This is a genomic window from Roseovarius sp. B-10 (assembly GCF_056859295.1).
Window position 1 is genome coordinate 19151 of the sequence record NZ_JBSXOE010000041.1, and the last position, 24920, is coordinate 44070.

Here is a 24920-nt window from a genome sequence, read left to right on the forward strand (position 1 = left end):
CGACATGAAACGCGCAGTCGCGGCCCTTCCCATTCTGATCGCCCTCGTATTCGGGGCATTCTTCCTTTGGGGGCTGAATCCAGATCGCGATCCGAACGCGATCCCGTCGGTCCTGATTACGCAGTCGGCACCGGACTTCGACTTGCCGGCCATCGAGGGGGTCGACGTTCCGGGCCTGTCGCGTCGGGATCTGACAGGAAGCGCTGAACCGGTGTTGGTCAACGTCTTTGCCTCCTGGTGTGTGCCGTGTCGCGCCGAGCACGCCGTTCTGACCCGCATGGTCGAACGCGACGGTGTCCGGCTCTTTGGCATCAACTACAAGGACAAGCCGGAAGACGCGCGCGCCTGGCTGGAAAACCTCGGAAACCCCTACGAGCGGATCGGCTCGGACCTGAACGGTCGTGCCGGCATCGAATGGGGTATATCGGGTGTGCCCGAGACTTTCATCGTCGCGGGCGATGGAACGGTTCTCTACCGCTATGTCGGCCCGGTTGTGGGGGCCGAGGCCGAGGAGAAATTCGCCACGGCATTGGCACAGGCCAGGACGTGGAAGGGAGGCAATCCATGAAGTGGATAAGTCTGGCAGCGGCGATTATGTTGGCCGCCCTGCCCTTCACCGCCCACGCCGTCGAACCCGACGAGATCCTGGACGACCCTGGATTGGAGGCGCGGGCGCGTGAAATATCAAAGGATTTGCGCTGCGTCGTCTGTCAGAACCAGGACATCGACAGCTCGAACGCCGGGGTTGCGCGCGATCTGCGGCTGCTCGTCCGCGAGCGGCTTGTGGCGGGCGATACCGATGCCGAGGTCATCGAGTTCGTTCGGGCGCGTTATGGCGACTTCGTCCTCTTGAAGCCGCCGTTCAAACCGGGAACCTACGCGCTCTGGCTGGCTCCGGCGGTTCTTTTCCTGTTTGGTGCGGGCACTGCAATCGTCGTTTTGCGAAACAATCGGAAGCGGTTAGTCGCGGCAAAGCTGAGTGACGAAGACGAAAGGATGGTCGCGGAAATTCTGGCCACCGAAAAGGGGGACAAATCCTGATGCTTTGGGTCTTTTTTGCGGTCCTCTCTGTGTCTGCTGTCTCCATGCTGCTCTATCCATTGCTGAGGTCCGACGCCGTCAGGACCGACCGGCAGGCGGGTGCGGTTGCTGTCCTTGCCGACCAGTTGCAGGAGGTCGACAGGGATGCCGAACGCGGTTTGATTTCGAATGACGAGGCCGAGGCCGCCAAGATCGAGATCAAGCGGCGGCTGCTGAAGCTCGGTCGCGGGCACTCTGCACGGCAGCGCACCGACGCAGGAGGGCATGCTGCGTTGTGGGTATCAGCCCTTGTTGTTCCTCTGGTGGCGGGGCTTCTCTATACACAGCTCGGTTCGCCCGAAGTTCCTGCCGTGCCCTTCGCCGATCGGCAAGATGAACGGGCGGAACAGGCGCAAATTGCCGAATTGACCGGACGATTGCTGGAACGCCTTGAAAGCGATCCCGAAGGTGGCCCGACGGAAGGCTGGATGCTGCTCGGGCAGACCTACATGCGCATGGGCAGATATGCCGCCGCCGCCTCGGCCATGGAAACCGTGATCGAACGTGACGACGCATCGTCGGCGATGCTGTCGCAATATGCCGAAGCGCTTATCTCGGCCGAGGATGGTATTGTGACCCTGCAGGCGCGCAATGCCATCAGACGTGCGCGGGAAATGGACCCGTCAAACCCCGCAGCCGCCTACTACGAGGCTATCGCGCTCGATCAGGCCGGAGACAGTGAGGAGGCGCACGACTTGCTGGTTTCTCGCTTGGAACAGGCCGCCGGTCCGGCGCCCTGGATGGAAGTATTCATCGCGCAGGCCAACCGGATCGGTGAGGCGATCGGACGCGAGCCGGTGAACTTTGACGCATTCACCCCCTTGGCTGGAGGCACATCCGGACCGACCCAGGATGATGTCGCGGCAGCATCCGAGATGCGCGAAGCCGACAGGGCCGAATTCATCCGGTCGATGGTGGGTCGGCTGGCTGATCGTCTGGCCGAAGACCCGGATGATCTGGACGGGTGGCTGCGCCTTGGAAATGCGTATCGCGTGCTGGGCGAGATGGACAAGGCCCGCGAGGCATTCCTGTCGGCAGAGAAGCTCGCTTCGAACCTGGCCAGCGATGACCCGCGAAGGGTTGCGATCCGGGACGTGTTGTCGGAATATTCGGACTAGGAGGAGGAAAGAAATGTGAAAAGACGACAGTTTGTTCGCGGTTCACTCACGGTCGTGGCACTGGGGTCCGGAACAACCGTCGCGGCGCATCTGCTCGACACGTCTCAGACATGGCCGCTTCCAATTTGCTCTGCGGCTGTTTCGCGGCGGTTGGTCCCGACTCCTTCTCCGCCAACTCTTTGAGCACTGCCTCCGTTAACGCAATTCCGGCAAGACGATGCCATCCGGGGCTGCGAGTCCACAACTCTCTTTATGTGGGATTGAGGCGAATCATATACGGTTGACTCCCGTACCCGAAAGATCGGGAGGAAGAATCTGGTCGGATATGACCGCAAGATACTCGGATATCCGGGCGCGTTGTTCTGCCGGATAGAGGTATTCGGGAGGCAAGCCCCCATGCTGTGCAAAAAGCATGATGTCGCGCGCGATCGGCGCTGCGGCGGTCGATCCACCACCTCCGTGCTCGACGACGACGGTCACCGCATATCGAGGTGCATCAAAGGGTGCGAATGCCACGAAAAGTGCGTGGTCGCGTCTGTTCCAGGGCAGATCATCCTGAGAACGGACTCCGGCAGCCCGCTCTGCCGCAGTAATCGAAAAGACCTGGCTCGATCCCGTCTTTCCGGCCATCGCCTTGGCAGTATCGGCTATGCGCGATCGATACGCCGTCCCACGTTGGTGGTTCGAGACCTCGAACATGCCCCGCCGGACGATGGCCAGTGCCTCGTCCGACAGACCGAGCGGGGCCCGAACAGGTTTGTCGCGGCTCGGACTACCGAACGGCAGCACCAGCCGGGGAAGCACGGCCCTACCCGATGCCAGCCGCGCCACCATTGTCGCAAGCTGGATTGGTGAGGCGAGCGTGAAGCCTTGGCCAATCGAGGCGTTGATCGTGTCGCCAATCAACCAGTCCTGGCCATACCGCTCCTGCTTCCACGCGCGCGAAGGGTTGTTGCCATGCGCCATTCCGGAAAGCGGCAAATCATACTTCTGACCAAGGCCGAGCCGGTCATTCATGGCAAAGATGCCGTCGATGCCGATCCGCTGCGCGACCTCATAGAAATAGACGTCGCAGGACTCGCGAAGTCCACGCACCATATCCACGCGACCGTGGCCGCCGCGCTTCCAGCAATGGAACCTGCGGCCAGAGATTTCGACATATCCGTTGCAGGTGACGGTCTCATTTGGGTCCATGGCACCACTTTCGAGCGCGGCAAGCGCATTCGACATCTTGACGGTGGAGCCCGGCGGATAGGCGCCTTGAACGGTCTTGTTAGACAGCGGGCGGAATTGGCTGTCACGAAGGGCACCATAGTTACGGCTCGAGATTCCGCGGACAAACAGGTTCGGATCAAAGGATGGCGCCGACGTGCAACCGAGCAGATCACCGTTTGTCACATCCATGACTATCGCGGCGGCACTCTGCCCCTCCAGCCGCACCCGCATGAAGTTTTGCAGATGATGGTCAAGCGTGATCTGCAGGTCCGGCCCAGGGGTAGAGGGATCAAGAGCCAATTCCCGCATCGTGCGACCGGATGCGTTGACTTCGACGCGCCGGACGCCTGGAAGACCGCGCAGTGCGCGCTCATGACTGCGTTCGATGCCAGTCTTGCCGACTTCAAAATCCGGCAGACGAAGGAGTGCTTCATCTCCGTCCTGGCCATTCTTCAAATCGCTCTCGCTGACCGGACCCACATAACCAACCTGGTGGGCAAAATCTGGACCAAACGGATAGACTCGTGATAGGATTGCTTCCGGATGGATTCCCGGCAGAACCGGTGAGTTCACCGCGACAATTGACAATTCCTTCCAACTCACCCGATCTTTCACTGTGACGGGTACAAAGCCCGATGCACGACTGATCGTATCTCGAAGTTTCAAGACGGTTTCGTCATCAAGACCAAGAAGGCGTCGCAGTTTCGCAAGCACATCCTCAACATCGTTTACTTCCTCCGGCACCAGCGTGATGCGGTAGGCTTTCTGGTTATCAGCTACGATTTTGCCGGACCGGTCGTAGATGCGCCCCCGGTCAGGACGGACGAGCTTCAGATTGATCCTGTTTTTCTCCGCCAACAGGTAGTATTGCGCGGCGTCGCGGACACTAAATTGCCACATCCGCAGGCCCAGAGCGCCGACGACCGTCGTCATGGCGCCACCCGTCAGGAGCGCCCGTCGCGTCGTCTTGGACAGCTTGGCGAGGTCACGCTCAGCTCGGCGCACGAACATAACCCTCCCTGGTGGATGGGGTTTCTCGCGTTCGTCCGGCGGTTCGTAGGAAAGCAGCCGCTCGAAGAATGATCACGAATAGCACAAGACCCAAGAACCATGGCCTGAGCGGGTTTGGCTCCGGGATCGCGCGATGGAAGCTCAGGAAATGCATGAAGAGGAAGTAAAAGACATGTGCAACCGTCAGCCACCAAAGCGGAAGGACGCCCATTTGAAGGAATTTCCAGGCCGATACGCCAAGTCGACGCATTGCGTGGTCGCTTGACGTTGCTGCGAGCAGGATCGCAAGGGCGAAGGCGGCAAGCCCAACGGCGTTACCAAGCCCGAACCCGTGCTGGAACATCACATAGATCAGAAGGTCGGGATGCCATTCAAATCCGAAGAGCCGCATGAGGTCCAATTCGACCCAGACCACCAGAATGATAGCGGCATGGACGATGACCAACAAGCAGGCCTGGATGCCAAGCTCACGGCGGAACGGGAGCAGCCGGGTGACCGACCGCAGGAACCGGGTCAGCGGCCCCAGGCTTATGGCCAGAGCGATGAGGATAAGTGAGGCATCCCCGAAAGCCCGATTCCAGCGGTGCATCGGGCTCCATTCCGCGTGAACGGCAGCGAAGCCAAACACCAGCCCGGCCACCAGAATCGCCACGATCACGTGACGAGCCAACGCCCGCTTGGCCGTGAAACCGATAGCCGTCCAAAGGTCCTGAAGAACGGCCACACTCATTCACGCGCCTCCTGCTCCATGCTTCGCGAGTTTAGAGGGAGACCATTCGCGACACCAGTAAGTCGATACGCACGCAAGGCACTGATGGCGGCAAATGCCATGATGACCATGCCTGCTGTCGCAAGATATGGCCGAAGCGGATCGAACCAGGCGAGCAGGGCAGGGCCGCCGAAAGCCAGCATCAGAACCTTGTTGCAGATCGGGCAGGCAATCCCGAGAAAGCTCGCCATCCCTCCGGTCCCCGATGTGCGCAGACGGCATTGTGGGACCCAGAGCGCGGCTGTCACACCTGCGAGCAACGCCGTCAGAACAGTCGCCCCGAACTCCCAGGGTCCGATTGGTATCATCCGGACGAAAAGGGGGTTTGCCCACACTGCTGTGACAGTGCCAAGACTGATAAACATCAACAGTCCGACAGCTAAGCCACGAAAGACTCTGCGCAAATCCTCTGCTTGCTTCGCACGTGTTGAAGTGGTCTCATAGTGCATCGAATTCGACCTCCGCAAATTCCTCACCGAAACCGACGCTAACCACCCAGCGTCCGGCCATTGGTAATTTGACTTTCGCCCGCCATCTGCCGGCTTCGACCGTTTCCAGAGGTGAATCGAAACCGTCCCTATGCAGGTAGACCATCGCAAAGTTGACTTCTGGACGCATGCCGGCCAACTCAAGCGCGTTAGCGTCAGGCAAGAACGTGATCTCCAGACGGACGTCACGGTTGCCTGTCGCATAGACTTGGACATCAAGGCGGCCGTCCGAGAGGGTTTCCGAGATCGCCGCAGTTGGCATTTCCAGGTTGCCGGATGACGCCACCGGCGTCGGTGTCCTCAGTGCTCCCCAGACGAATAGTCCAGTTATCGCAATGACGCCAAAGGCGATAAGGATCGTGACTAGTTTAGTTTTCATTGGACATTTCCATCTGTGAATGATCCATGCCCGCGGCCATGGGGGTTCCGTCTGTCAGCGGCGCAGGTGCTGGCACAGTGCCATTGCCCTCCGGATCGAGCAGGTAAGTGGCGATGGCCTCGCGGTCGGCATCGGTAAAGTAGGAAGTCCCTTCGGCGACCACCTCGGCCATGCTGCCGCCAAAGGCATCTCCATTCGGAAGCAGCCCGGATTCGAGCGCATAGGCCAGATTGGGGACCGTCCAGCTCCTTGCCAGCAGATCGTTGACCAGGATGGATGGGGCCTTGCTGCCACCAGGCAAGCTGGCGTTTCCGGCAAAGCGTTCGCTGTCTTTCAATCCCCCCGCCAGATTCCGTCCGGTATGGCAGGCCGCGCAATGGGCCGCGCCTTCCACCAGCATGCGGCCGCGATTCCAGGGAGAAGATGTGCCCATGAGCGCATCGGTTTCCGGGGCCTCAAAGTATGCGGCCCGCCACAGCTTCAGGCCCGAGCTGAAGCTGAAGGGAAAACGCATATCATGGGGCGCTGCCGCTTCGGCGACCGGCGGAACGGAACGGAACGCCTCCCACAGGTCGGCGATTTCCTGATCGTTGAATCCGGCATAGAACGAGTATGTGAACACCGGATAGTAGGGATCACCTTCCGGGGAGACACCTTGGCGGATGGCTTTCGCAAAGTCCTGAATTGTCCAATGCCCGATCCCTCCGTCTGGATGCGGTGTGATGTTGGGGGGAACGAAGGTGCCGAAAGGCGTGTTAAGCGGCGCGCCCCCGGCCAGGGCCTGTCCCTCGGCGGCAGTATTGGTGTGGCAAGATACGCAACCACTCGCGCGGGCGAGGTAGGCTCCGCGCGCGGCATCGCCCGTCGGAAATGCGGCGGGTTCCGCATTGCCTATAGGCCATAGCGAAAGCGCCCCTGCCCCAAGGCTTGCGGACAGGGCGGGGAAGACCAGGCTAAGCCGGATCAGACCGCGCATCGTCAGCTCCGGCCCGCACGAAATTGCGCATGACAGGATGAGCAGGTGCCGCTGATCCGATTGAAGAGGTCGTCCGCCGCAAGCGTTGTGAGGTCGAGGGCGGGTTCAGTGGGGTCGGCAACAGCACGGGATGCCGCGATCTCCCTCGGTTTCTCTGCAAATCCCATCAATTCGGCGATTGTGAACACCTTTTCCGCTGGTGGCGCAGGTTGCGCCGCCATTGCGGAGTAGTCCATTGCGGCCATGTTCTCCGCAGGTTGTAGGCCGTTCGATGCAGCCGCTGACAACGCGTCGGCATAGATTTCAAGGTCTTTGGCCAGAGATGCGAAATCCTGCCAACTTTCCCAAATCTCCGACCTGGCGTAGGTAACACCTTCAAGGCTGTCCTCCGGGAAGAACGATAACATCTTGTCGCCCGCGTGGCTGGAGATTATGCGCGCGCCTTCCGAGACTGTGAAGGCGTCGTACGGCACAGTCCCTTGCATCATCGGGGCGAGTTCCGCGACGATGTCGCGTATCGCTGTCATCCCGTTCATGCGGTCCAGGACGACCCCGGTCGCACCCGTGTGCGCCATTGCCGACGCCGCCATTGCAGAAGCGGTAACCGTAATTGTGACTGTTGCTCGAATTGCCATTTTGTTGCCTGCCTATTGTTTTTGTATTGTGCCCAACGCCCCAAACGACTCTGAAGGCCGATTGCGGGCTGCTCACCTGCTCGGAACGCACATCAGGGAAAGCTGAAACGACGCACAGGCATGGCCAGTAAGGCAATGCTTGGCAGCATTGGGCGACGCCCCCCGGTCCGACAATTCAGGTCAGGCGTCGGGGGGGCGGCAAATCGATGGGAGGGCCATCAAATCGTAGCTGAGAACGTGTAAGGTCTGGAACCTGGTAGAGCCCAAGCTCAGAGACGACAGGTGTCAGCGGACCCGACGGGATCACAAAGGCCGAGCAAATGAGGGCCGGATGACAGGATGGAACCGCGTCCGGAGCCTCAGTGGGGCTGATGATGGAGGTTTCAGAGTGGTGATCCGCGACCGATCCCACATCGGCGAACTGACCAGCAAGCAAGCCAAGAAGGAGAGCAAGTGTTAGCAACAGCGCAGACAGACACCGCTGCACCACACGCGGAGGTGTGGCGTCTTTTCGGAATGCGACGGTGCCAGTAGGCGCAATCATGTCAGATGGTCGATCCGTTTTTCATCGACTTCCATGTGGCCCATGCACACTGGCTCGTTCGTCAACGATACTGACGCCGGATCCGAAATGGTGGCCCCAGGACCGAGCGAGTCGAAGCGATCCCGCCAGTCGTAAACTCTGAAGGAGGAAATATTGTTGCGGATGAAGACGTTCTCGTCTTGCGAAGCAACGGCCGGCCGACCTATCTGGAAAAGCGCAGCCAGCGCACGGGCAACGACTAACCCTCGACTGAATCGCATGCTCTGCTCCATTTTTTCTAACTGATGCATCCTTCCACCGCTGGAAGGTCAAGCCGCTGTGTTGGCTGATTTCTATTCGGCCATCCTCATCGAAAGTTCCTTCCTGGACCGGGCCAGAGGGTGGAGGACCTATTCCAGGGAGCTCTGATCCAATACTATTTCGCGATTATCCGGCCCCGATCCAGCCTTAGTCAATACCTCGAGCACAGCTGCCGTCGATAACAGTTCCGGCAAGACGACCCCATCCGGGGCTCCGGGACCATAAACTACGTTGAACGGGATCCCGTAGCGCCCGAAGCTCTCCAGATAGCGCGAGATGGTCTCGTCAGGACGCGTCCAATCCGCCTGCATGGCAACGATCCCGGGTTCACGCAATCGCGAAGCGACAGGCTCCCGGTCAAGAACCAGCGCCTTGTTTGCCTTGCAGGTCAGACACCAGTCAGCCGTCACGTCCACAAAGACGACCTGTCCGGTCGAGACATGGCGGGCGATCTCGGACCGGTCGAATTTGGCCCAATCGGTTGCTGCCGTTGTCACCGACGTGCCTGTCTCCGGCAGATATCCGGCCAGGGCCAGCGCTACCACGGCCAAGACCGCAGCACCTGGAATTCTCGCGATGATCGGTATCCGGCGAAGCGACAGCAGCGCCACGGCACCGATGCTGGTCACTCCGACCCAGAGGGCGGCCTTTTGGCCTGCCACGCCGCTCAGAACCCAGAAGAGCCAAGCCGCTGTGGCCGCGAGCGCCAGTCCCAGAATGATCTTGATCACTATCATCCAGCGACCCGGCCTGGGCAGGCGCCGCACAAGTTGCGGAACCGCGGCGACGACGAGGTATGGAAGGGATAAGCCGACCCCCAGTGCAGTGAAGATCACCGCGATGTCGACGGCACGCCCGGCAAGCGCAAAGGCAATCGCCGTGCCGAGGAAGGGTGCCGAACATGGCGTGGCCAGAATGGCAGCGAAGGCGCCGGTCGCGAAGTCGCCGCCATAACCCGCACCCCCGCCTGCGCGCGAGAGACGGGTCTGCCATGAGGATGGCAGCGCGATCTCGAAAAGGCCAAAGAGGTTGGCCGAAAAGATAACGAGCACGACCAGCATCACCGCCAGGAAGACCGGGTTCTGGAACTGCATGCCCCATCCGACCGTCAGCCCGAAACCCCGCGCGGCAATCGTCGCACCGGCGAGAACCCACATGAATGCCAGGACGCCGAGGGCGGAGACCGCAAATCCGGTGCGGATGCGTGCCGGGGACAGGCCGCCGGACTTGACGGCGGACGAAAGCTTGATGGACAGCACCGGCAACACACACGGCATCACGTTCAGGATCAGCCCACCGAGAAAGGCGAGGGCGGCGATCCACGCCAGTTCGCCCAGACCTGGCACTACCGCGGCGACGCTGAAAGGCGGTGCGGGCGCATCCTCGGACAACACGGGGTTCAGCGTGGCTGCGCGGGTGCCATCGGTGACCGTTACCTGCAATTCGGGCGGGTCAGATGCAGCGGTCAGGATCGGCAGCCGCGCCCAGAGCAACTGCCCCCCTTTCCCCAACCTAATGTCAGGCTTGCCGAACGCGGTCCCTTCGCCCAGTTCGGGGAAGACATCGGGAGCTTCGAATGGCTCATCGCTTCTTGCGGTCAGGGTCAGGACCGTCTCTTCGTCATCCAGATGGGCGGAGGTGATCCTGATTCCGCTTTCCGTGCCATCATCCGGTACGCGCGCAGAATAGGCCGAAATCAGCCCTGCCGCCTCGTTGTCGATCCCGCTGGCCCTCGGCAGGTCCAGCGAGAGATTGAACTCTTGCGGAACGCAAACCGTCGAGCAGGTCAGCAGGCTCACGCGCGCGCGCAGCGCGACGGGCATACCGGGGTCCGAAAGCACAATCCGGATCGGAAAGACGACCTCGTCATGATAGCCGAAATTCTCGATCCCGAAGGCAGTGAACCGCTCGGGTGCCGGCCAAAGAAACTCGGCCTCCTCGATGTTCTTGGAACCCGCCCAGACGATCGACGGTGGCAGACCGACCTCACCCGGCGAGCGCCAGTAGGTCTTCCAACCCTCGCCGAGTTGCAGATGGAGACCAGCTGAGATCGACGTCGCGTCCGGATTGATGCCGTTTTCCGCTGTGATCAGGCGGGCATCGACCGCAGGATTCCTGAAACTCTCCGATCCGGCAGCCACGACTGACGTTGCGGCAACGAGGCTTGCGAAGATTGCAGAAACCAGGTAGATGAAAACCCAGTCAAGATGGACCAAAATCCTTTCTCTCAAATCTGCTGACATACCGATACCCAGCCTTCCTCTCGTTCCCTCGCGACCACGTCCTGGATCGTTCGCTCGCTGATTTCTCCTTGGATCACGATCCGACCGATCACCATCGCCGGCGTGCCGATGAACGTAAAGATACGCGCAACTGCCGCGCTGTTCTCCAATTCGAGAAGAATACGTTCACCGTTCATGTCGGCAGTCAATTGTGAATGATCGATGCCAATATCATCCGCGAGTGCCTGGAGGTATTCGGGTGTCGCCTGAAATGGCGATTTCATAAGACGTTCGTTGAAAGCGGGATACGACCCCTGGTTTCTTGCCGCCAGAGCTGCCTTCGCGGCAAGTGTCGACGTCTCTCCCAATAGCGGCAACTCGTGCCAGGCAACGCGGATCCCGCTGGCCGGACGCGCTTCCATGTCGGCGAGCCGCTTGGTCTGCACCCGGCAATACAGGCAATAAGAGTCTGAAAAGGACGCTACCGGGACGTCTTCCCCAGCACCGAGTGCATCGCCGTACAGTGAGGCGCAGATGATATTCCTCACCCTGCTCTCGGCATTCGCTTGATTGTTTTCTGTTGGATCCTCCAAGCCGAAGAATGGATCGAAACCCACCGAGCTTTTTCCGGCTGTCAACCGACGGAATTCAACCGGATCGTCAATCTCTTCAAAGACGAGATATTCGCGCCCTAAACCGGGAACAATTCGAAAGCCGGCATACAAAATGGCCAGCCCGGAAACGACCAGAAATGTCCTTCGTCTCTGAGATGTCATTTCTTTGGGTCAGCCTTCATTCCGTATTGCATCATTTTCTAGTCTGGCTTTGCACGAACCATGAAGCCGACGCGGCCGCCTCCACAGTCGAGAACCGCCAGTCCGTTCGCTCTGGTTTCGGTTACCACACAACCCTGCGGGATCAGCGCTTCGCTTCCACTGGTTGATAGGCGTGTCGTGTCATTCGCGAAGCACTCCTTCGGTGTCGTAGAACAACCGCCCAGCACAGCAAGGAGAAGGACGGGAGTGCCTCGGAACAGCAACGCGCGGCGTCTATTCGGCCGCAATTCTTGTGCCCGCTCGGTCTTCGGGCGCCTCGTGCTTGTTGTCATCAACACGCGACTTTCCATGACAGGATTTTCCCATGTAGCGATGCATGACCAAATGGACCCCGACACAGAGGAGGAGCGGCGCGAATGTGATGAGGCTGCTGGACACGCCGGAAACCCGCCCCGCCGCGAGAAAGGCAATGATCGGCAGGATCATTACCGCGCAGCAGGCCCACATCCCGTATTTCATAAGCTTTTCCGATCCCGGTTGGGCAGCCTTCTTGTCTTCCATGATATCTCCGCTCGCTTCTCTGGTAATATGTATGGCGTGGCTACCGGCTTCCAGCACGGGAAGGTCAACATTACAAACCGATACAAAAATCACCGTTATGTCAGAGAGAACCTGCTTGACCCTCCAGCACTGGAAGGTGGTCTACGCTCGTCAACAGGCAAGAAACTAGGAGCACTCAGGCAATGTCCGAGCAGGCATCAATTTCGATTGATCGTCGGCGTTTTCTCGTGGCCGTCACCGGCGTCACTATCGCCTTGGCCGCGCCGTCGATTCTTCGGGCACAGGACGCTGCCCCGACGCGTCGCAACATATCGTCGTTTCGAACGCACGAGTGGCGGGACCACTTTGATAACCTGGGCAAGGGCGTCATCATTTCGGACACGACCACGAGGGTGCTTCAGCACTGGACCGCCGACGGCGAGATGCGCATCTACCCGACATCGGTTCCGCTAACGGATGAATTGACGAAGCGGGGCTATACCGAGGTTGTCGAGAAACGAAAGGACCCCAGCTGGGCGCCGACGCCGTCGATGCGCGAGCGAAACCCCGAATGGCCAGCGCGTATTGCGGGCGGAGACCCCACCAATCCGCTGGGCACCCGCGCGCTCTACCTGACTTGGCAGTACTACCGGATCCACGGCACCCAGGATACGCGAAAGATTGGGCGCAGGTCGTCGAACGGTTGTATCGGCCTCTACAACGAACATATCGAGGAGGTCTTCGACAGAACGCCGGTGGGAACGCAGGTGAAGTTGATTTGAGTCGAGTAGATGCTCGCGAGGGACTGTAAAGAATGAACAAGACGCTTTTGGCCATTGTCGCCTTTCTATTGGTCGGTGGCTTTGCCGTTTATTGGAACGCGACCCAATCCGCTCAAGAGTCCGCCGGTCACTCGATGGTGCCGCCGGATACAAGCGGTGTTGCGCAAGGTGCGCCCATCGTAGAGGTCTCGCTGCCCGCGGAGCTGTCGCCCGAAGCGCAAATCGGCAAGCGCGCCTTCGAGGCGAAATGCGCGGATTGCCACGGTGCCAACGCGGCGGGTCAGAATGGTGTTGCACCGCCGCTCGTACACAAGATCTATGAACCTTCGCATCATTCCGACATGGCCTTCGTGCTCGCCGCGAAGAACGGGGTCAGGACCCATCATTGGGAATTCGGGAACATGCCACCGGTAGAGGGCCTTACCGATGCCGATGTGAAAATGATCGCACGCTATGTGCGCGAATTGCAGCGGGAAAACGGGATCAACTGATGCGCGCGGCACTGACAGAACGGCCCTGGCGGGATTTTTCCGGCGCGGTTTTGCTTGTGATTTATGTCACGTTCTCCGCCATGGCGACTGCCGGGACCGAGGCTGTACCTGGTGTTCATCAGGACCACGCCACGGCCGATTACCTCGATGGTTCCGCTCTTGCCACGACGTCCGGACACGATCTGCCGGAGAGCCATTGCCACTCGGGGCTTGATTGTTTCTTGATCGCCATACTGGCGCCCGATCCGATGTTCCGGATGTCCCAGCTTGTCCAGCGGGCCCGAAAAGTCTGGCCTGAGGAAAGGCCTGGCTCCATCACGTTTTCGCCTCGAACGCCGCCTCCGCGACCGTCCGCAGAGGCCTGAAAGCAGGCAAATGGAACGTGAAACTATGGAGTAGAAAGATGCAGTACAAAACCACCCTTAGCACCGCACTGGCCGCTTGCGCGCTTGCGGTATCCTCGTCGTTCGCCCTAGCGAGTCCCGGTCACGGCGAAAAGCCCGATATCGGCCAGGTCGGTGACGTTTCGAAAATCGACCAGGTGATCGAAGTCGGTATGACCGAGATGGCGTTCGACCCCGAAGAGATCGAGATCGAGAAAGGTACAACCGTCAAATTCATCGTGACGAATGATGGGCGCGCCGTGCATGAGTTCAATCTCGGCACCGAATCCATGTGGGACAACCACAGGGGCGAGATGCGCGAGATGATGAAGAAGGGCCTGATGACCATGCGCAAATTGCGCCACGACAAGATGATGGAGGCCGGGATGATGCATGACGATGCCAACAGCGTCCTGCTGGAGCCGGGTGAAACCGCCGAGATCATCTGGACCTTCAGCGGTGAAGAAGAGGTCGGCTTCGCCTGCAACGTCCCGGGACATCGCGAGGCGGGGATGGTCGGTACATTCAAATTCGGTGACGACGGAGTCAGCGGCTGACCGCAGCGGCGGAACGGTCTATTGGCCGTTCCGCCCAGTTGCGGAGGAAAGAAGGGCAAGGTGGCACGAACACGGTCGTGACGTGCAGGCCGGCTACGAGATTGCCAAAAACGTTTCGAGTTACCACGTATTCAAGTATCGTTGGGTCCACGGAAATCTTCTCGGAGGTACGAAGCACATGACTTGCGCGCAATTTGGAAACTGGACCACCCTGGCGGTTGTGGGGTTGCTTGCGGGAGCGGGCGCGGCAAACGCGTCCCCTGGCCACGGTGAGGATGCGGATATTGGCCAGACAGGTGATATTTCGCACATCGACAGGGAGATCGAAGTCGAATTGGGGGAGATGTATTTCGACCCCGACGACTTCGAAATCGAGAAGGGCGAAACGGTGAAATTCGTGCTCAAGAACGTAGGGCGCGTGGTCCATGAATTCGCAATCGCCACTGATGACATGCACGATGCGCATGCCAACGAAATGCGGGCGATGATGAAGGGCGGGATGATGACGACGCGACGCCTCGACCATGACAAGATGCGCAGCCAGGGCATGATGCATACCGACGCGAATGCCCGGCTTCTGGAACCCGGTGAAGCAACCGAGTTGGTCTGGACCTTCAGCGGCGATGCCGAGGATGTCCTGATCGCGTGCAACGTGCCCGGCCACCGCGCCGGGGGCATGGAAGCCGGCATTGTCTTCACTGGCGACCATTCCTGACGCCGCACTCGATGCCCCGCGGCGCGCAATCCGCCGCAGGCCGCGGACACATTCTCGCCGAGCTGGCCGGTAACAGGGAAGGAAAGGACACGATGAAGACTCGGCGGGATTTCCTTTCGCACAGCGCGGCAGCGGCCGTAGCCGTTGGGTTGCCGAAAACCGCGCGCGCCGTGACGCCGCAGTTTAACGAATTGAAGGCTCGATCGGCTGCAGTCCAGCTGGCGCCACCAACCTATCCGAAGACGGAAATCTGGGGATATGATGGCCTGATGCCCGGCCCGGAGTTGCGGATCTCGCAGGGCGCACGGGTTCAGCGAAGGTTCCTGAACGAATTGCCGCAGGCAAGCTCTGTCCACTGGCACGGTATGCGGATCGACAACGCGATGGACGGCGTCGCAGGGCTGACCCAAGCAGGCGTCGAACCGGGCGAGAGCTTCGATTACAACTTTGTCGCACCCGATGCCGGGACCTATTGGTATCACGCGCACAATAGATCGGTTGAGCAGGTCGCTCGCGGACTTTACGGCGCGCTGATCGTTGAGGAGACGGACGCTCCCGATGTGGATCGCGACGAAGTTCTGATCTTGGACGATTGGCTTCTCGATTCCGAGACCGCGCAGATCGATTCCGATTTCACGTCGCGACACGATCGCAGTCACGCGGGCCGACGCGGCAACTTCATCGCGACGAATGGGAAACATGATTTGGCGCTCGATGTGCGGCAGAACGAACGCCTGCGCCTTCGACTGATCAATGCCGCCAATGCGCGGATCTTCCTCCTGTCGCTCGCCGGAATGGAGGGCTGGACAATTGCCCTTGACGGGATGCCATTGGACTCGGCGAAGCCGTTGGACGACGTACTCATTCTCGGGCCTGGTCAGCGCGCTGACCTTATCGTCGACGTCACCGCCGAGCTTGGAGAGACGGCGCATCTGGTGCGGATTGAAGACCAGGAAGGCATGTCACAAGTGGCCTTCCCTGTCAGCAGTCTGGCATTGGCCTCTCGTCGTGACCCCCCTGCCCCTCTGCCCCGAAATCCGAAAATGGAAGTGCCGGGTCTCGAAAGGGCCGTTTCCGTGCGGCTGAACATGCAGGGTGGCGCGATGGGAACGCTGGATGCCGCGACCCTGAACGGCGAGCGCAAGACGTTCCGAGAACTTGTCGAGGCCAACGAATTCTGGGCATTCAACGGTACGATCGGAATGACCGAAACACCGCTTGCCGATGTGGAGGCCGGACAGGCGGTGAAGCTCGAGATCTACAACGACACTTCCTTTCCGCACGCGATGCACCTGCATGGAATGCATTTCCGCGAGATCGAGAAAGACGGTGCCCTTGGCCCTCTCCGTGACACGCTTCTGATGTTCGGCAGTGAGACGCGGACAATCGGCTTCGTGGCCGATAATCCGGGCGATTGGCTGTTTCACTGCCACATGTTGAGTCATGCCGCCTCCGGCATGATGACCTGGATAAGGGTGACGTGATGCGAAAGTACCTGACATTATCGGTGATTGTTCTGGGTGCAGCCGGAGCCGTTGGCTGGTTTGAGAGCACGGCCGGTGCGCAGACCGAAGCCATGCCGGAAGATGCCGATATTGTTCAGGGCGAAAAGCTCTATGGTGAATTCTGCGCCTCCTGCCACGGGGCGGACTTGGAAGGCCAGCCGGACTGGCGGTCACCCGGACCCGATGGCATTCTGCCTGCCCCCCCGCATGACGAGACGGGGCATACCTGGCATCACTCCGATAGTGTGCTGTTCGACTACACCAGGCTGGGCGGCAAGGCCGCGCTCGCTCTCCAGGGCGTCGAGTTTGAAAGCGGCATGCCTGGATTCGGCGACCAGCTGTCTGATGCCGAGATCTGGAACATCATCGCCTATATCAAATCGACGTGGCCGGAGCGACAGCGCGCCATCCAAGCCACACGCAGTGCTGCCCCGCGACAGCAGGAAGGAAACTGAAATGCGTCGTTTTCCGACAATGGTAATGGCAATTGGACTGGCGATTGCCCCCTTCGCGTCAATCGCTCAAGATCTGACAGACGAGCGGATCAAGGAGCTTGCCTTGCAAGCCATTCGGGAGAATCCGCAGATCATCATGGAAGCGGTGCAAATCCTGGAGGCCGAGCAGGCCGCCGCCCAGTCTCAGGCGCAGGCCGAAGTTCTGAACAACGAGCGCCGATTGCTCGACCGGGATTCGAATGCGCCGGTTCTTGGAAACCCGGACGGGGATGTCACCGTAGTCGAATTCTTCGACTACAATTGCCCCTATTGCAAACGTGCCATGGCCGAAGTTCAAGGGCTGCTGGACGGCGATGACAACGTCAGGCTGGTCTATCGGGAATGGCCCATCCTTGGCGACGGATCAGTCTTCGCCGCCAAGGCTGCCTTGGCCTCGCGGGAACAAGGCAAGTACGAGGAGTTCCACTGGGCTCTGATGGGTATGCAAGGGCGCGCCGAGGAAGCTTCCGTCATGAGAATTGCGGAGGAAGTTGGACTCGATGTCGAACGGCTGCGTGAAGACATGGTGGCCCCCGAGATCCAGGAGCATATCGCGACCTCCATGCGCCTGACACAGGCGCTTGGATTTAGCGGCACCCCGTCCTTCGTGATCGGGGACAACCTTGTGCCCGGATTCGTTGAAGTAGACCAGCTCAGGGCATTGGTGGAAGAGACGCGCGAGACGGCCGAATAGCATATTCGAGCGGAATCGGCGCCGGTTATTCCGGCGCCGATCGCGTCTCAGGTCGCGGCTGGCGCCGCCAAATCGTAACCCGCATCGCGGATCGCTTCGGACACTGCCCGGTCGCTGAGAAAGCTCTCGACCGCAACGGTTCGCGTTCCAAGGTCGCACGAAACGGTCGCGGTCGGATCGATTGCCTTGATCGCCTTTTCGATTGCCGCGGTGCAATGCCCGCAACTCATTTCCGGAATAGTGAAGCTGTTCATATCCGTCTCCTTCATTCTCATCGTCAGGTGAGTGCTTCCAGCGTGGTAAGGTCAAGCGCGAAAAAAGTGCGCCGAGAAGCTTGACCTTCCAGCAAGGGGAAGCCCTAGATGTCTTCCCGAGAGACAAAGGAGACCTTCATGCAAACTACCCAAGACCTGCGGGTCTCTGTTCAGAACATGTCCTGCGCATCCTGCGTCGGACGGGTCGAACGCGCGCTTTCGGCGCTGCCTAGCGTTGAGGAGGTAAGCGTGAACCTCGCGGCCGAGACGGTACAGGCCCGGATCGATTCGTCAACCCGGATACCCGAGGTGATTGAGGCGCTGGAGCGGACTGGCTACCCGGCCCGCACGCAGACAGTCCGCCTGAACGTCTCGTCCATGTCCTGCGCCTCCTGCGTCGGCCGTGTCGGCAAGGCGCTGACGGCGGTGCCCGGGGTTCTGGAGGTCGACGTCAATCTTGCCTCCGAGACCGCAACCGTGACCTATGTCGAGGGCGCGGTGGAGCTCTCTGAGCTGCTAACCGCCGCCGGAGAGGCCGGCTACCCGGCAGAGGCCGCCGCCGATACATCCGCAGAGGATCGTGGCGCACGCAAGGAAGGCGAAGCGCGCGATCTGGGACGAAAGACAGCGTTCGCGGCGAGCCTGGCTTTGCCTGTCTTCCTGCTCGAGATGGGGGCGCATCTGGTGCCGGGGATGCACGAGATGATCGGCCGCACGATCGGGCACCAGACAAGCTGGACGATCCAGTTCGTGCTGACGACGATCGTGCTGTTCTGGCCCGGGCGCCACTTTTATACCAAAGGGTTTTCCGCGCTCTTGAAGGGCGCGCCGGATATGAACAGCCTCGTGGCCGTCGGCACTGGCGCGGCCTATCTCTATTCCGTGACCGCGCTCTTCGCGCCTGCGCTGCTGCCCGAGGCGTCACGCGCCGTCTATTTCGAGGCGGCGGCGGTGATCGTCGTGCTGATCCTTCTGGGCCGCTGGATGGAGGCGCGCGCCAAGGGCCGCACCGGTGCCGCGATTCAGAAACTGCTCGGCCTCCAGGCCCGCACCGCGCGGGTTCTGGTCGATGGCGAGCCACAGGGCGTTGCCATCGAGCGGATCCGCGCGGGCGATATTCTGCTTGTCCGACCGGGCGAGCGCATCGCGGTGGACGGCGAGGTGACGGAGGGCACCGCGCATGTGGACGAGAGCATGATTACCGGGGAACCGATTCCCGTAGCCAAGGCGCAAGGCGATCCCGTGACCGGCGGCACCGTAAACGGAACCGGCAGCTTCCAGTTCCGGGCTACACGTGTTGGTGCCGACACGACGCTGGCGCAGATCATCCGCATGGTGGAACAGGCGCAGGGCGCAAAGCTGCCCATCCAGGGCCTGGTGGACCGGATCACGCTTTGGTTTGTGCCGGCGGTTATGGCACTGGCCGCCGTGACTGTTCTGGTCTGGCTACTTTTCGGCCCCTCCCCTACCCTATCCTACGCACTGGTGGCCGGCGTGTCGGTGCTGATCATCGCCTGCCCCTGTGCCATGGGCCTTGCCACGCCAACCTCGATCATGGTGGGCACCGGTCGCGCGGCCGAGATGGGAGTCCTCTTCCGCAAGGGCGACGCGCTGCAACAACTGACTTCGGTGGATGTCGTCGCGCTCGACAAGACCGGCACCGTGACCCAAGGCCGCCCCGAACTGACCGACCTCGTTCTGGCCGACGGATTCGAGCGGGCGGAGGTGCTGGCGTTGATCGCCGCAGTCGAAGCGCAGTCCGAACATCCCATTGCCGAAGCGATCGTGCGGGCGGGCGAGGCCGAGGGTGCTGCACGCCTCGATGTCGAGGCATTCACGTCATACACCGGCTACGGAGTGCAGGCCACGGTCTCAGGACGCGAGGTGCTGGTCGGCGCGGACCGCCTGATGGTCCGCGAAGGGCTGAGCATCGAGGAACTGGCAGACTCCGAGCGGCACCTTGCGCAGCAGGGTCGCACGGCGCTGTTTGCGGCTGTGGACAGGAAGGTAACGGCGGTCATCGGCGTGGCCGATCCGGTCAAGCCCGCCAGCGCTGCCGCCATCGCTGCGCTGCACGGCCTCGGCCTGAAGGTCGCGATGATCACCGGGGACAAGCGCGAAACGGCTGAGGCGATTGCGCAGGAAACCGGCATTGACCACGTGATCGCGGGCGTCCTGCCCGACGGCAAGGTGGCCGCGCTGGACGCTCTGCGCGATAACCGCGAACAGGTCGCCTTTGTCGGCGACGGCATTAACGACGCGCCGGCGCTCGCCCATGCCGATGTGGGCATTGCGATCGGCACCGGCACCGACGTTGCCATCGAATCCGCCGATGTCGTGCTGATGTCCGGCGATCTGCGCGGCGTGGTCAACGCCTTCGAAGTATCCCGCCGGACCATGCGCAATATCCGCCAGAACCTGTTCTGGGCCTTTGGTTATAACGTCGCGTTGATCCCGGTGGCGGCAGGCGTACTCTTTCCGGCCTTAGGGCTGTTGCTGTCGCCGGTGCTGGCCGCGGGCGCCATGGCGCTCAGTTCCGTCTTTGTGCTGACGAATGCCCTGCGGTTGCGCCGGGTCCGTCCCGTCATGGATGAAGCCAAGGTGCCAGATCGTGATGCGTCCGCTTCGCTATCTCCTACCCCTGTCGCCGCTGAATAAGGAGAACCTGATCATGAATATTGGAGATGTCGCCGCCCTTTCTGGCCTGCCAGCCAAAACGATCCGATATTACGAGGATATTGGGCTTGTGAAGCCTCTTCGCAGCACGAACGGCTATCGCATATTTCGTGAAAGCGACGCACACAAGCTTGCCTTCCTCGGACGTTCCCGTGCGCTTGGCTTCAGCATAGAGGACTGTCGCAATCTCCTTGCTCTTTATGAGGACGAAGAACGCGCTAGCGCCGAGGTCAAGGAGATTGCCGAGCAACATCTCGAACGGATCGACGAGAAAATCGCGGAACTAAAGGAAATGCGTGCGACGCTGGCTCACCTGGTGGACGCCTGTGCCGGGGATCACCGCCCAGATTGTCCGATCCTCGCCGATTTGGCAACGAAACAACACGACGAAGAGCAGCTAAAGAGAACGGCCTAGCCGAGTAATAGAGTTTGGCTTGGGCGATCCTCTTTACGGTTTTACTCTTCGGTTGCTCGCCGCCCTTTTCGAGCAGTGACACGACGGTGCAACTGCCGGCAAAGGGCGGCACGCAAACCGCGCGGCCATGGTGGTGTCCGTCGTCAGATAATTTGGGACAGCTGAGCGGTTTTCCGTTTGGAGGCTCTGGCTCATCCTCGATTGAGTTTATGCGTTTTCAGTTTGGTGGCGCAAGCGCCGCTTGATCATGGTTTTCCGTTTGATCTCCTCTCGCTGTTTCAGGATCCGTTCAGCGCGGCCGAAGTAGACATCGGCCGGTGTCAGGTTTCCAAGGCTCTCGTGGTAGCGTTGGTTGTTGTAGTATTCGACGAAGGCCCCGATCTGGCGCTCGAGATCACCGGGCAGGAAGTAATGCTCCAGCAGGACACGGTTCTTCATGGTCTGATGCCACCGCTCGATCTTGCCCTGTGTTTGGGGGTGGTATGGCGCGCCTCGGACATGATCCATGCCCTTTTCGTCGAGGTAATCCGCCAAGTCCCCCGCGATGTAAGACGAGCCGTTGTCGCTGAGAAGTCTTGGCTTGGCGACAACGGTCGCGCAGTCACATCCTGAAGCCTCCAGCGCCCGGTCGAGCGTGGCAGTCACATCCTCGGCCTTCATGGTTGCGCAGAGCTTCCAGGTGATGATGTAACGGCTGTAATCGTCGAGAATGGTCGACAGGTAGAACCACCCCCAACCCAGCACCTTCAGATAGGTGAAGTCGGTCTGCCACAGCTCGTTGGGCCGCGTGGTTTTGTCCCGGAACTCATTGGCCGCCTTCATCACGATATGCGCCGGTGCCGTGACCAGGTCTTCCGCCTTCAGGATGCGGTAAACCGATGATTCCGAGACAAAATACTGCTTTTCGTCTGTGTATTTCACCGCTAGCTCACGGGGCGTCAGATCCTCATGCTCGAGCGCGAACTCGATAATCTCCGCCCGGGTCTCATCCGGGAGGCGGTTCCACACAGACCCCGGATGGGACGGCGTGTCCTTGAGCGCGTCAAGCCCACCCTCGGACCAGCGATCATACCAGCGGTAATAGGTCGTGCGTGGGATGTCGAGCATGGCCAGCGTCTGACGAGCGGGCAGATGCGAGGCTTCGACGGTGCGGATGATCTCCAGCTTTTCCGATGCAGGATACCTCATGCCTCGCACTCCCCATCCCCGATCATGCTTTTTTTGAGCAAACGGTTTTCCAGAGTCAGGTCGGCAACGACCTCCTTGAGTGCAGCCGATTCCGAGCGCAGCTCCTTGACCTCAGGCGATGTCGCCTGGCGGGCCGTATCCCCGGCGAAGCGTTGCTTGCCCGCTTCGAGGAATTCCTTCGACCACGTGTAATACAGGCTCTCGCTGATGCCTTCCCGGCGGCACAGCGCGGCAATGCTATCCTCGCCGCGCAGGCCCGCCAGCACGATCCTGATCTTCTCTTCCACAGAATACTGCTTGCGCGTCTTGCGCTTGATCCCTTTGACCAGCTTGTCGGCTGCGTCCTTCGATGTTCCGGGTTTCTTGTTCATCTTATGGAATGGACGCCCCTTGCACCCAAGCCAATAATCTTCGGCAGACATGGCAAGCAGAAGGAGTTCACAAAATGCAGCTACTTGCGATCGATTTAGGCAAACAGTCGTTCCACATCCACGGGATTACCGATGAAGGCGAGGTGATCTCGAAGAAGGTGAGCAGATCAAAACTCGAAGCCGCCGTTCAGAAACTTTCCCCGGAAACCGTCGCCATGGAAGCCTGCGCAAGCGCGCATCATTGGGGTCGGTGTTTCGAGGCTATGGGATATCCGGTTCGTCTCATTCATCCACGCTTCGTCACGCCGTTCGTGAAAGGCTCTAAAAATGACGCGGTCGATGCCGAGGCAGTCCACGAGGCGGCGCTGCGCCCGACTATGCGGTTTGTGCCGGTGAAGACGACGGAGCAACAGGATTTGCAGATGCTGCACCGAACACGCGACCGGCTCATTGCACAACGAACCGGACTGATAAACCATATTCGGGGCCTACTGGGAGAATATGGCATTGTCATTGCCGCCGGTGCCTTTCGGTTTCGAAAGGACGTCAGGAACGTCGTTGCGGAAGCCAGCCTATCACTTCTGGCAAAACAGAACTTCAACGCTCTGATCGCTGAATTTGAAGCACTGGACAAACGCATTACTGAGATCGACAAAAAGCTCGTTGCGATATGTCGCACCGATGATCGGTGCAAACGCTTATCGACCCTTCCAGGCGTTGGGCCGGTGATCGCCACCGCCTTGATCGCTGCAGTTGATGATGGCCGGCACTTCTCGTCAGGTCGGGCACTCGCGGCATGGATCGGACTTGTCCCCAGACAATATACGACAGGAGGCAAACCACGGCTTGGCGGCATAGGTAAACGAGGTAACCAATACTTGCGCCGCCAGCTCATCCACGGTGCCAGGTCTGTGCTGATCAGGATTGCTGGCCGCAATGATCGGCGTGCCAAATGGGCGCAAGACCTGCTTGCACGCGTGGGGCACAACAAAACGCTCGTGGCAATTGCCAACAAGACAGCACGCATTGCCTGGGCGGTGTTGCGCAGCGGTGAGAGCTACAAAACTGCATAGACGGAGCGCAGGTCGTTTAGACGTTCAAGAATGCGAGGTGAATGACGATGGTGTAACGGCTCGGGCCGCCTATTCACAGCCTGTAAGGAGCGATGGCCATAAAAGGCCGGTCATCTTAGAAGGCAATGAAAACAAGCGGATCCCATCGAGGTCAGAAGCGAAACAGCTTCGAAAAAAGGCCGGATAGATTCACGCATCCAATGCCGTTGGTTCCGTCGCCCCAAAACACCTTGCGCAAGGGGCGTCCATAGATTCGCTCCTTGGTGGCTGCGATGAACCAGAAATCGTCCGTTACGAAAACATCAAATCTGTCCCATAGGTGCTGACGTTAAACACCCTGGACCTATGTCCGTGACGATCGTCCCTTTGCCGGCGGAAACCCTCCTGCGGCGCTGTTCCCCTTTTCCCGCGACCGTGGGATGGCCAATCCGAACCGGTATCTCGCCGGATGGCAGGGCATCCTGCAAGCGGATACCTATGGGGGCTACAACGACCTCTACCGCGCCGACCGCGATTCTGGGTCGGTCGAGAGTGCTCTGTGCTGGAGCCATGCCCGGCGCAAGTTCTTCGAGATCGCCGACATCAAGGGGAATGCCCGGAAGGCAAGCCCGCCCATGACATCTCCCCTGTCGCGCTGGAGGTTGTGGCCCGGATCGACGCGAACTTCGATATCGAACGCGCCATCAATGGCCCGACCGCCGTGGAACGGTTGGCGACGCGATCGATCAAGGGCTCACGGTTCGATTTGCTCAGGACGACTTGGATATGCTGACACGCGGCGGCCAGCTCAGTGCCGAGATTCGGGCTGTGACCGCCGCCGACTACGGACCAAGCACACCGGAAGGCATCGTTCTGCCAGAGCTGTTGACGACGCAGGCGGTTCTGAACGCCCTGGAAAGCGCTACCGATACGCGCTTGGCAGAGGATTGATGAGATACACCAGAGAAAGAGCAACCTTACCCCGCCTGTCTGGCATTCGGGCGTTTGAGGCGACGTAGGCAGGGGCCTGATGGCTCAACCTTGAAGTTCCTGCTTCCGGCGCCGAAACTCGTCTTCGTCGATCTCACCGCGCGCGTAGCGTTCCTTGAGGATCTCCATCGGATCGCGGGTCTCGCCAACCCGGTTACTGGTAAGCGCTCGAAAGGCGAAAACGGCAACTGCGATAATCAACCCCCAGAAAAGGATCATGCCGAAACCTGCCCACCAGCCATGTCCGCCACCCCACATCATGTGCCCATAGGTGTCATTGGCATTGCTGCCCGGATCCGC

28 protein-coding genes and 1 pseudogene are annotated in these 24920 nt (G+C 60.1%); 16 read left to right on the top strand and 13 right to left on the bottom strand.

Annotated features, from left to right (window positions below; translation table 11 throughout):
- Positions 1 to 4: 4 nt before the first annotated feature.
- From AC13D8_RS17610 to ccmI, 3 genes are read left to right on the top strand one after another with little or no spacing between them, the layout of a single operon-like run.
- Entirely contained in the window at positions 5 to 568 is a 564-nt protein-coding gene (locus AC13D8_RS17610) for a DsbE family thiol:disulfide interchange protein (protein ID WP_482969918.1), read from the top strand.
- 26 nt (positions 569 to 594) lie between these two features.
- Complete coding sequence (locus tag AC13D8_RS17615) at positions 595 to 1041, top strand: cytochrome c-type biogenesis protein (protein WP_482969919.1); 447 nt, start codon at positions 595 to 597, stop codon at positions 1039 to 1041.
- On the top strand, positions 1041 to 2198 hold the full coding sequence (gene ccmI / locus AC13D8_RS17620) for a c-type cytochrome biogenesis protein CcmI (RefSeq protein WP_482969920.1): 1158 nt from the start codon (positions 1041 to 1043) through the stop codon (positions 2196 to 2198). Before AC13D8_RS17615 ends, ccmI begins: the two co-directional genes overlap by 1 nt.
- Before the next feature lie 270 nt (positions 2199 to 2468).
- On the opposite strand, the gene mrdA is transcribed toward ccmI, so the two are convergent.
- From mrdA to AC13D8_RS17670, 10 genes are all read right to left on the bottom strand, one after another.
- Positions 2469 to 4424 (bottom strand): penicillin-binding protein 2, encoded by a 1956-nt coding sequence (gene mrdA, locus AC13D8_RS17625; RefSeq protein WP_482969921.1) that lies wholly within the window; start codon positions 4422 to 4424, stop codon positions 2469 to 2471.
- On the bottom strand, positions 4405 to 5154 hold the full coding sequence (locus AC13D8_RS17630; RefSeq protein WP_482969922.1) for a ferric reductase-like transmembrane domain-containing protein: 750 nt from the start codon (positions 5152 to 5154) through the stop codon (positions 4405 to 4407). Before AC13D8_RS17630 ends, mrdA begins: the two co-directional genes overlap by 20 nt.
- On the bottom strand, positions 5151 to 5384 hold the full coding sequence (locus tag AC13D8_RS17635) for a hypothetical protein (RefSeq protein ID WP_482969923.1): 234 nt from the start codon (positions 5382 to 5384) through the stop codon (positions 5151 to 5153). The genes AC13D8_RS17630 and AC13D8_RS17635 overlap by 4 nt, the downstream gene beginning before the upstream one ends.
- A 247-nt stretch (positions 5385 to 5631) precedes the next feature.
- Positions 5632 to 6060, bottom strand: a complete 429-nt coding sequence (locus AC13D8_RS17640; protein ID WP_482969924.1) for a hypothetical protein — start codon at positions 6058 to 6060, stop codon at positions 5632 to 5634.
- The gene (locus AC13D8_RS17645; RefSeq protein ID WP_482969925.1) at positions 6050 to 7036 is read right to left on the bottom strand and encodes a cytochrome C; all 987 of its coding nucleotides are present in this window, start codon (positions 7034 to 7036) and stop codon (positions 6050 to 6052) included. Before AC13D8_RS17645 ends, AC13D8_RS17640 begins: the two co-directional genes overlap by 11 nt.
- Positions 7037 to 7038: 2 nt before the next feature.
- Complete coding sequence (locus AC13D8_RS17650) at positions 7039 to 7671, bottom strand: c-type cytochrome (protein ID WP_482969926.1); 633 nt, start codon at positions 7669 to 7671, stop codon at positions 7039 to 7041.
- A 540-nt stretch (positions 7672 to 8211) separates the two neighbouring features.
- Positions 8212 to 8487, bottom strand: a complete 276-nt coding sequence (locus AC13D8_RS17655; RefSeq protein ID WP_482969927.1) for a hypothetical protein — start codon at positions 8485 to 8487, stop codon at positions 8212 to 8214.
- Positions 8488 to 8604: 117 nt separating this feature from the next.
- Entirely contained in the window at positions 8605 to 10731 is a 2127-nt protein-coding gene (locus AC13D8_RS17660) for a protein-disulfide reductase DsbD family protein (RefSeq protein ID WP_482969928.1), read from the bottom strand.
- 11 nt (positions 10732 to 10742) lie between these two features.
- Complete coding sequence (locus AC13D8_RS17665) at positions 10743 to 11513, bottom strand: DsbA family protein (protein WP_482969929.1); 771 nt, start codon at positions 11511 to 11513, stop codon at positions 10743 to 10745.
- 273 nt (positions 11514 to 11786) lie between these two features.
- Positions 11787 to 12074, bottom strand: coding sequence for a DUF2933 domain-containing protein (locus tag AC13D8_RS17670; RefSeq protein ID WP_482969930.1), 288 nt, complete (start codon positions 12072 to 12074; stop codon positions 11787 to 11789).
- A 182-nt stretch (positions 12075 to 12256) separates the two neighbouring features.
- Here AC13D8_RS17670 and AC13D8_RS17675 point away from each other — a divergent pair, with 182 nt between their 5' ends.
- The 8 genes from AC13D8_RS17675 to AC13D8_RS17710 all read left to right on the top strand — a co-directional run bounded on the left by AC13D8_RS17675 (position 12257) and on the right by AC13D8_RS17710 (position 17674).
- The gene (locus tag AC13D8_RS17675) at positions 12257 to 12835 is read left to right on the top strand and encodes a L,D-transpeptidase (RefSeq protein WP_482969931.1); all 579 of its coding nucleotides are present in this window, start codon (positions 12257 to 12259) and stop codon (positions 12833 to 12835) included.
- A 32-nt stretch (positions 12836 to 12867) separates the two neighbouring features.
- Positions 12868 to 13326, top strand: coding sequence for a c-type cytochrome (locus AC13D8_RS17680; RefSeq protein WP_482969932.1), 459 nt, complete (start codon positions 12868 to 12870; stop codon positions 13324 to 13326).
- A complete protein-coding gene (locus tag AC13D8_RS17685; protein ID WP_482969933.1) occupies positions 13326 to 13691 on the top strand; it encodes a hypothetical protein in 366 nt (121 codons plus the stop codon). The genes AC13D8_RS17680 and AC13D8_RS17685 overlap by 1 nt, the downstream gene beginning before the upstream one ends.
- A 38-nt stretch (positions 13692 to 13729) precedes the next feature.
- The gene (locus AC13D8_RS17690) at positions 13730 to 14266 is read left to right on the top strand and encodes a cupredoxin domain-containing protein (RefSeq protein WP_482969934.1); all 537 of its coding nucleotides are present in this window, start codon (positions 13730 to 13732) and stop codon (positions 14264 to 14266) included.
- Positions 14267 to 14348: 82 nt separating this feature from the next.
- Entirely contained in the window at positions 14349 to 14981 is a 633-nt protein-coding gene (locus AC13D8_RS17695; RefSeq protein WP_482969935.1) for a cupredoxin domain-containing protein, read from the top strand.
- Positions 14982 to 15073: 92 nt separating this feature from the next.
- Positions 15074 to 16465 (top strand): multicopper oxidase family protein, encoded by a 1392-nt coding sequence (locus tag AC13D8_RS17700; RefSeq protein ID WP_482969945.1) that lies wholly within the window; start codon positions 15074 to 15076, stop codon positions 16463 to 16465.
- Positions 16465 to 16941: a c-type cytochrome gene (locus AC13D8_RS17705; protein WP_482969936.1), complete on the top strand. Its 477-nt coding sequence runs from the start codon at positions 16465 to 16467 to the stop codon at positions 16939 to 16941. The genes AC13D8_RS17700 and AC13D8_RS17705 overlap by 1 nt, the downstream gene beginning before the upstream one ends.
- 1 nt (position 16942) lies before the next feature.
- Entirely contained in the window at positions 16943 to 17674 is a 732-nt protein-coding gene (locus tag AC13D8_RS17710; protein ID WP_482969937.1) for a DsbA family protein, read from the top strand.
- Positions 17675 to 17721: 47 nt separating this feature from the next.
- On the opposite strand, the gene AC13D8_RS17715 is transcribed toward AC13D8_RS17710, so the two are convergent.
- Complete coding sequence (locus tag AC13D8_RS17715) at positions 17722 to 17943, bottom strand: heavy-metal-associated domain-containing protein (RefSeq protein ID WP_482969938.1); 222 nt, start codon at positions 17941 to 17943, stop codon at positions 17722 to 17724.
- 123 nt (positions 17944 to 18066) lie between these two features.
- Between AC13D8_RS17715 and AC13D8_RS17720 the strand changes: the two genes are divergently transcribed.
- On the top strand, positions 18067 to 20586 hold the full coding sequence (locus AC13D8_RS17720; RefSeq protein WP_482969939.1) for a heavy metal translocating P-type ATPase: 2520 nt from the start codon (positions 18067 to 18069) through the stop codon (positions 20584 to 20586).
- A 13-nt stretch (positions 20587 to 20599) separates the two neighbouring features.
- The gene (cueR, locus tag AC13D8_RS17725; protein WP_482969940.1) at positions 20600 to 21019 is read left to right on the top strand and encodes a Cu(I)-responsive transcriptional regulator; all 420 of its coding nucleotides are present in this window, start codon (positions 20600 to 20602) and stop codon (positions 21017 to 21019) included.
- A 207-nt stretch (positions 21020 to 21226) separates the two neighbouring features.
- Here the strand turns inward: cueR and AC13D8_RS17730 are convergent.
- Positions 21227 to 22578 (bottom strand): IS3 family transposase gene (locus AC13D8_RS17730; RefSeq protein ID WP_482969941.1). Its coding sequence is split into 2 segments (ribosomal slippage): positions 21227 to 22242 and positions 22242 to 22578, totalling 1353 coding nucleotides; the frame shifts between segments, so codons are not numbered across the junction.
- 74 nt (positions 22579 to 22652) lie between these two features.
- Between AC13D8_RS17730 and AC13D8_RS17735 the strand changes: the two genes are divergently transcribed.
- The 3 genes and pseudogenes from AC13D8_RS17735 to AC13D8_RS17745 all read left to right on the top strand — a co-directional run bounded on the left by AC13D8_RS17735 (position 22653) and on the right by AC13D8_RS17745 (position 24581).
- Entirely contained in the window at positions 22653 to 23651 is a 999-nt protein-coding gene (locus AC13D8_RS17735) for an IS110 family RNA-guided transposase (protein WP_482969942.1), read from the top strand.
- A gap of 338 nt (positions 23652 to 23989) precedes the next feature.
- Positions 23990 to 24372 (top strand): annotated as a pseudogene (locus AC13D8_RS17740) (IS66 family transposase); the annotation flags it as partial.
- Between the two features lie 44 nt (positions 24373 to 24416).
- Positions 24417 to 24581 carry a hypothetical protein gene (locus AC13D8_RS17745; protein ID WP_482969943.1) on the top strand — a complete coding sequence of 55 codons (165 nt, stop codon included), beginning with the start codon at positions 24417 to 24419 and terminating at the stop codon, positions 24579 to 24581.
- An 84-nt stretch (positions 24582 to 24665) separates the two neighbouring features.
- On the opposite strand, the gene AC13D8_RS17750 is transcribed toward AC13D8_RS17745, so the two are convergent.
- A partial coding sequence (locus tag AC13D8_RS17750) for an SHOCT domain-containing protein (RefSeq protein WP_482969944.1) occupies positions 24666 to 24920 on the bottom strand: 255 nt, incomplete at its 5' end.

Coding starts and splice junctions, on each gene's coding strand:
- AC13D8_RS17610 (WP_482969918.1), top strand. CDS start 5: ATGAAACGCGCAGTCGCGGCCCTTCCCATTCTGATCGCCCTCGTATTC.
- AC13D8_RS17615 (WP_482969919.1), top strand. CDS start 595: ATGTTGGCCGCCCTGCCCTTCACCGCCCACGCCGTCGAACCCGACGAG.
- ccmI (WP_482969920.1), top strand. CDS start 1,041: ATGCTTTGGGTCTTTTTTGCGGTCCTCTCTGTGTCTGCTGTCTCCATG.
- mrdA (WP_482969921.1), bottom strand. CDS start 4,424: ATGTTCGTGCGCCGAGCTGAGCGTGACCTCGCCAAGCTGTCCAAGACG.
- AC13D8_RS17630 (WP_482969922.1), bottom strand. CDS start 5,154: ATGAGTGTGGCCGTTCTTCAGGACCTTTGGACGGCTATCGGTTTCACG.
- AC13D8_RS17635 (WP_482969923.1), bottom strand. CDS start 5,384: ATGGCGAGCTTTCTCGGGATTGCCTGCCCGATCTGCAACAAGGTTCTG.
- AC13D8_RS17640 (WP_482969924.1), bottom strand. CDS start 6,060: ATGAAAACTAAACTAGTCACGATCCTTATCGCCTTTGGCGTCATTGCG.
- AC13D8_RS17645 (WP_482969925.1), bottom strand. CDS start 7,036: ATGCGCGGTCTGATCCGGCTTAGCCTGGTCTTCCCCGCCCTGTCCGCA.
- AC13D8_RS17650 (WP_482969926.1), bottom strand. CDS start 7,671: ATGGCAATTCGAGCAACAGTCACAATTACGGTTACCGCTTCTGCAATG.
- AC13D8_RS17655 (WP_482969927.1), bottom strand. CDS start 8,487: ATGGAGCAGAGCATGCGATTCAGTCGAGGGTTAGTCGTTGCCCGTGCG.
- AC13D8_RS17665 (WP_482969929.1), bottom strand. CDS start 11,513: ATGACATCTCAGAGACGAAGGACATTTCTGGTCGTTTCCGGGCTGGCC.
- AC13D8_RS17670 (WP_482969930.1), bottom strand. CDS start 12,074: ATGGAAGACAAGAAGGCTGCCCAACCGGGATCGGAAAAGCTTATGAAA.
- AC13D8_RS17675 (WP_482969931.1), top strand. CDS start 12,257: ATGTCCGAGCAGGCATCAATTTCGATTGATCGTCGGCGTTTTCTCGTG.
- AC13D8_RS17680 (WP_482969932.1), top strand. CDS start 12,868: ATGAACAAGACGCTTTTGGCCATTGTCGCCTTTCTATTGGTCGGTGGC.
- AC13D8_RS17685 (WP_482969933.1), top strand. CDS start 13,326: ATGCGCGCGGCACTGACAGAACGGCCCTGGCGGGATTTTTCCGGCGCG.
- AC13D8_RS17690 (WP_482969934.1), top strand. CDS start 13,730: ATGCAGTACAAAACCACCCTTAGCACCGCACTGGCCGCTTGCGCGCTT.
- AC13D8_RS17700 (WP_482969945.1), top strand. CDS start 15,074: ATGAAGACTCGGCGGGATTTCCTTTCGCACAGCGCGGCAGCGGCCGTA.
- AC13D8_RS17705 (WP_482969936.1), top strand. CDS start 16,465: ATGCGAAAGTACCTGACATTATCGGTGATTGTTCTGGGTGCAGCCGGA.
- AC13D8_RS17710 (WP_482969937.1), top strand. CDS start 16,943: ATGCGTCGTTTTCCGACAATGGTAATGGCAATTGGACTGGCGATTGCC.
- AC13D8_RS17715 (WP_482969938.1), bottom strand. CDS start 17,943: ATGAAGGAGACGGATATGAACAGCTTCACTATTCCGGAAATGAGTTGC.
- AC13D8_RS17720 (WP_482969939.1), top strand. CDS start 18,067: ATGCAAACTACCCAAGACCTGCGGGTCTCTGTTCAGAACATGTCCTGC.
- cueR (WP_482969940.1), top strand. CDS start 20,600: ATGAATATTGGAGATGTCGCCGCCCTTTCTGGCCTGCCAGCCAAAACG.
- AC13D8_RS17735 (WP_482969942.1), top strand. CDS start 22,653: ATGCAGCTACTTGCGATCGATTTAGGCAAACAGTCGTTCCACATCCAC.
- AC13D8_RS17745 (WP_482969943.1), top strand. CDS start 24,417: ATGCTGACACGCGGCGGCCAGCTCAGTGCCGAGATTCGGGCTGTGACC.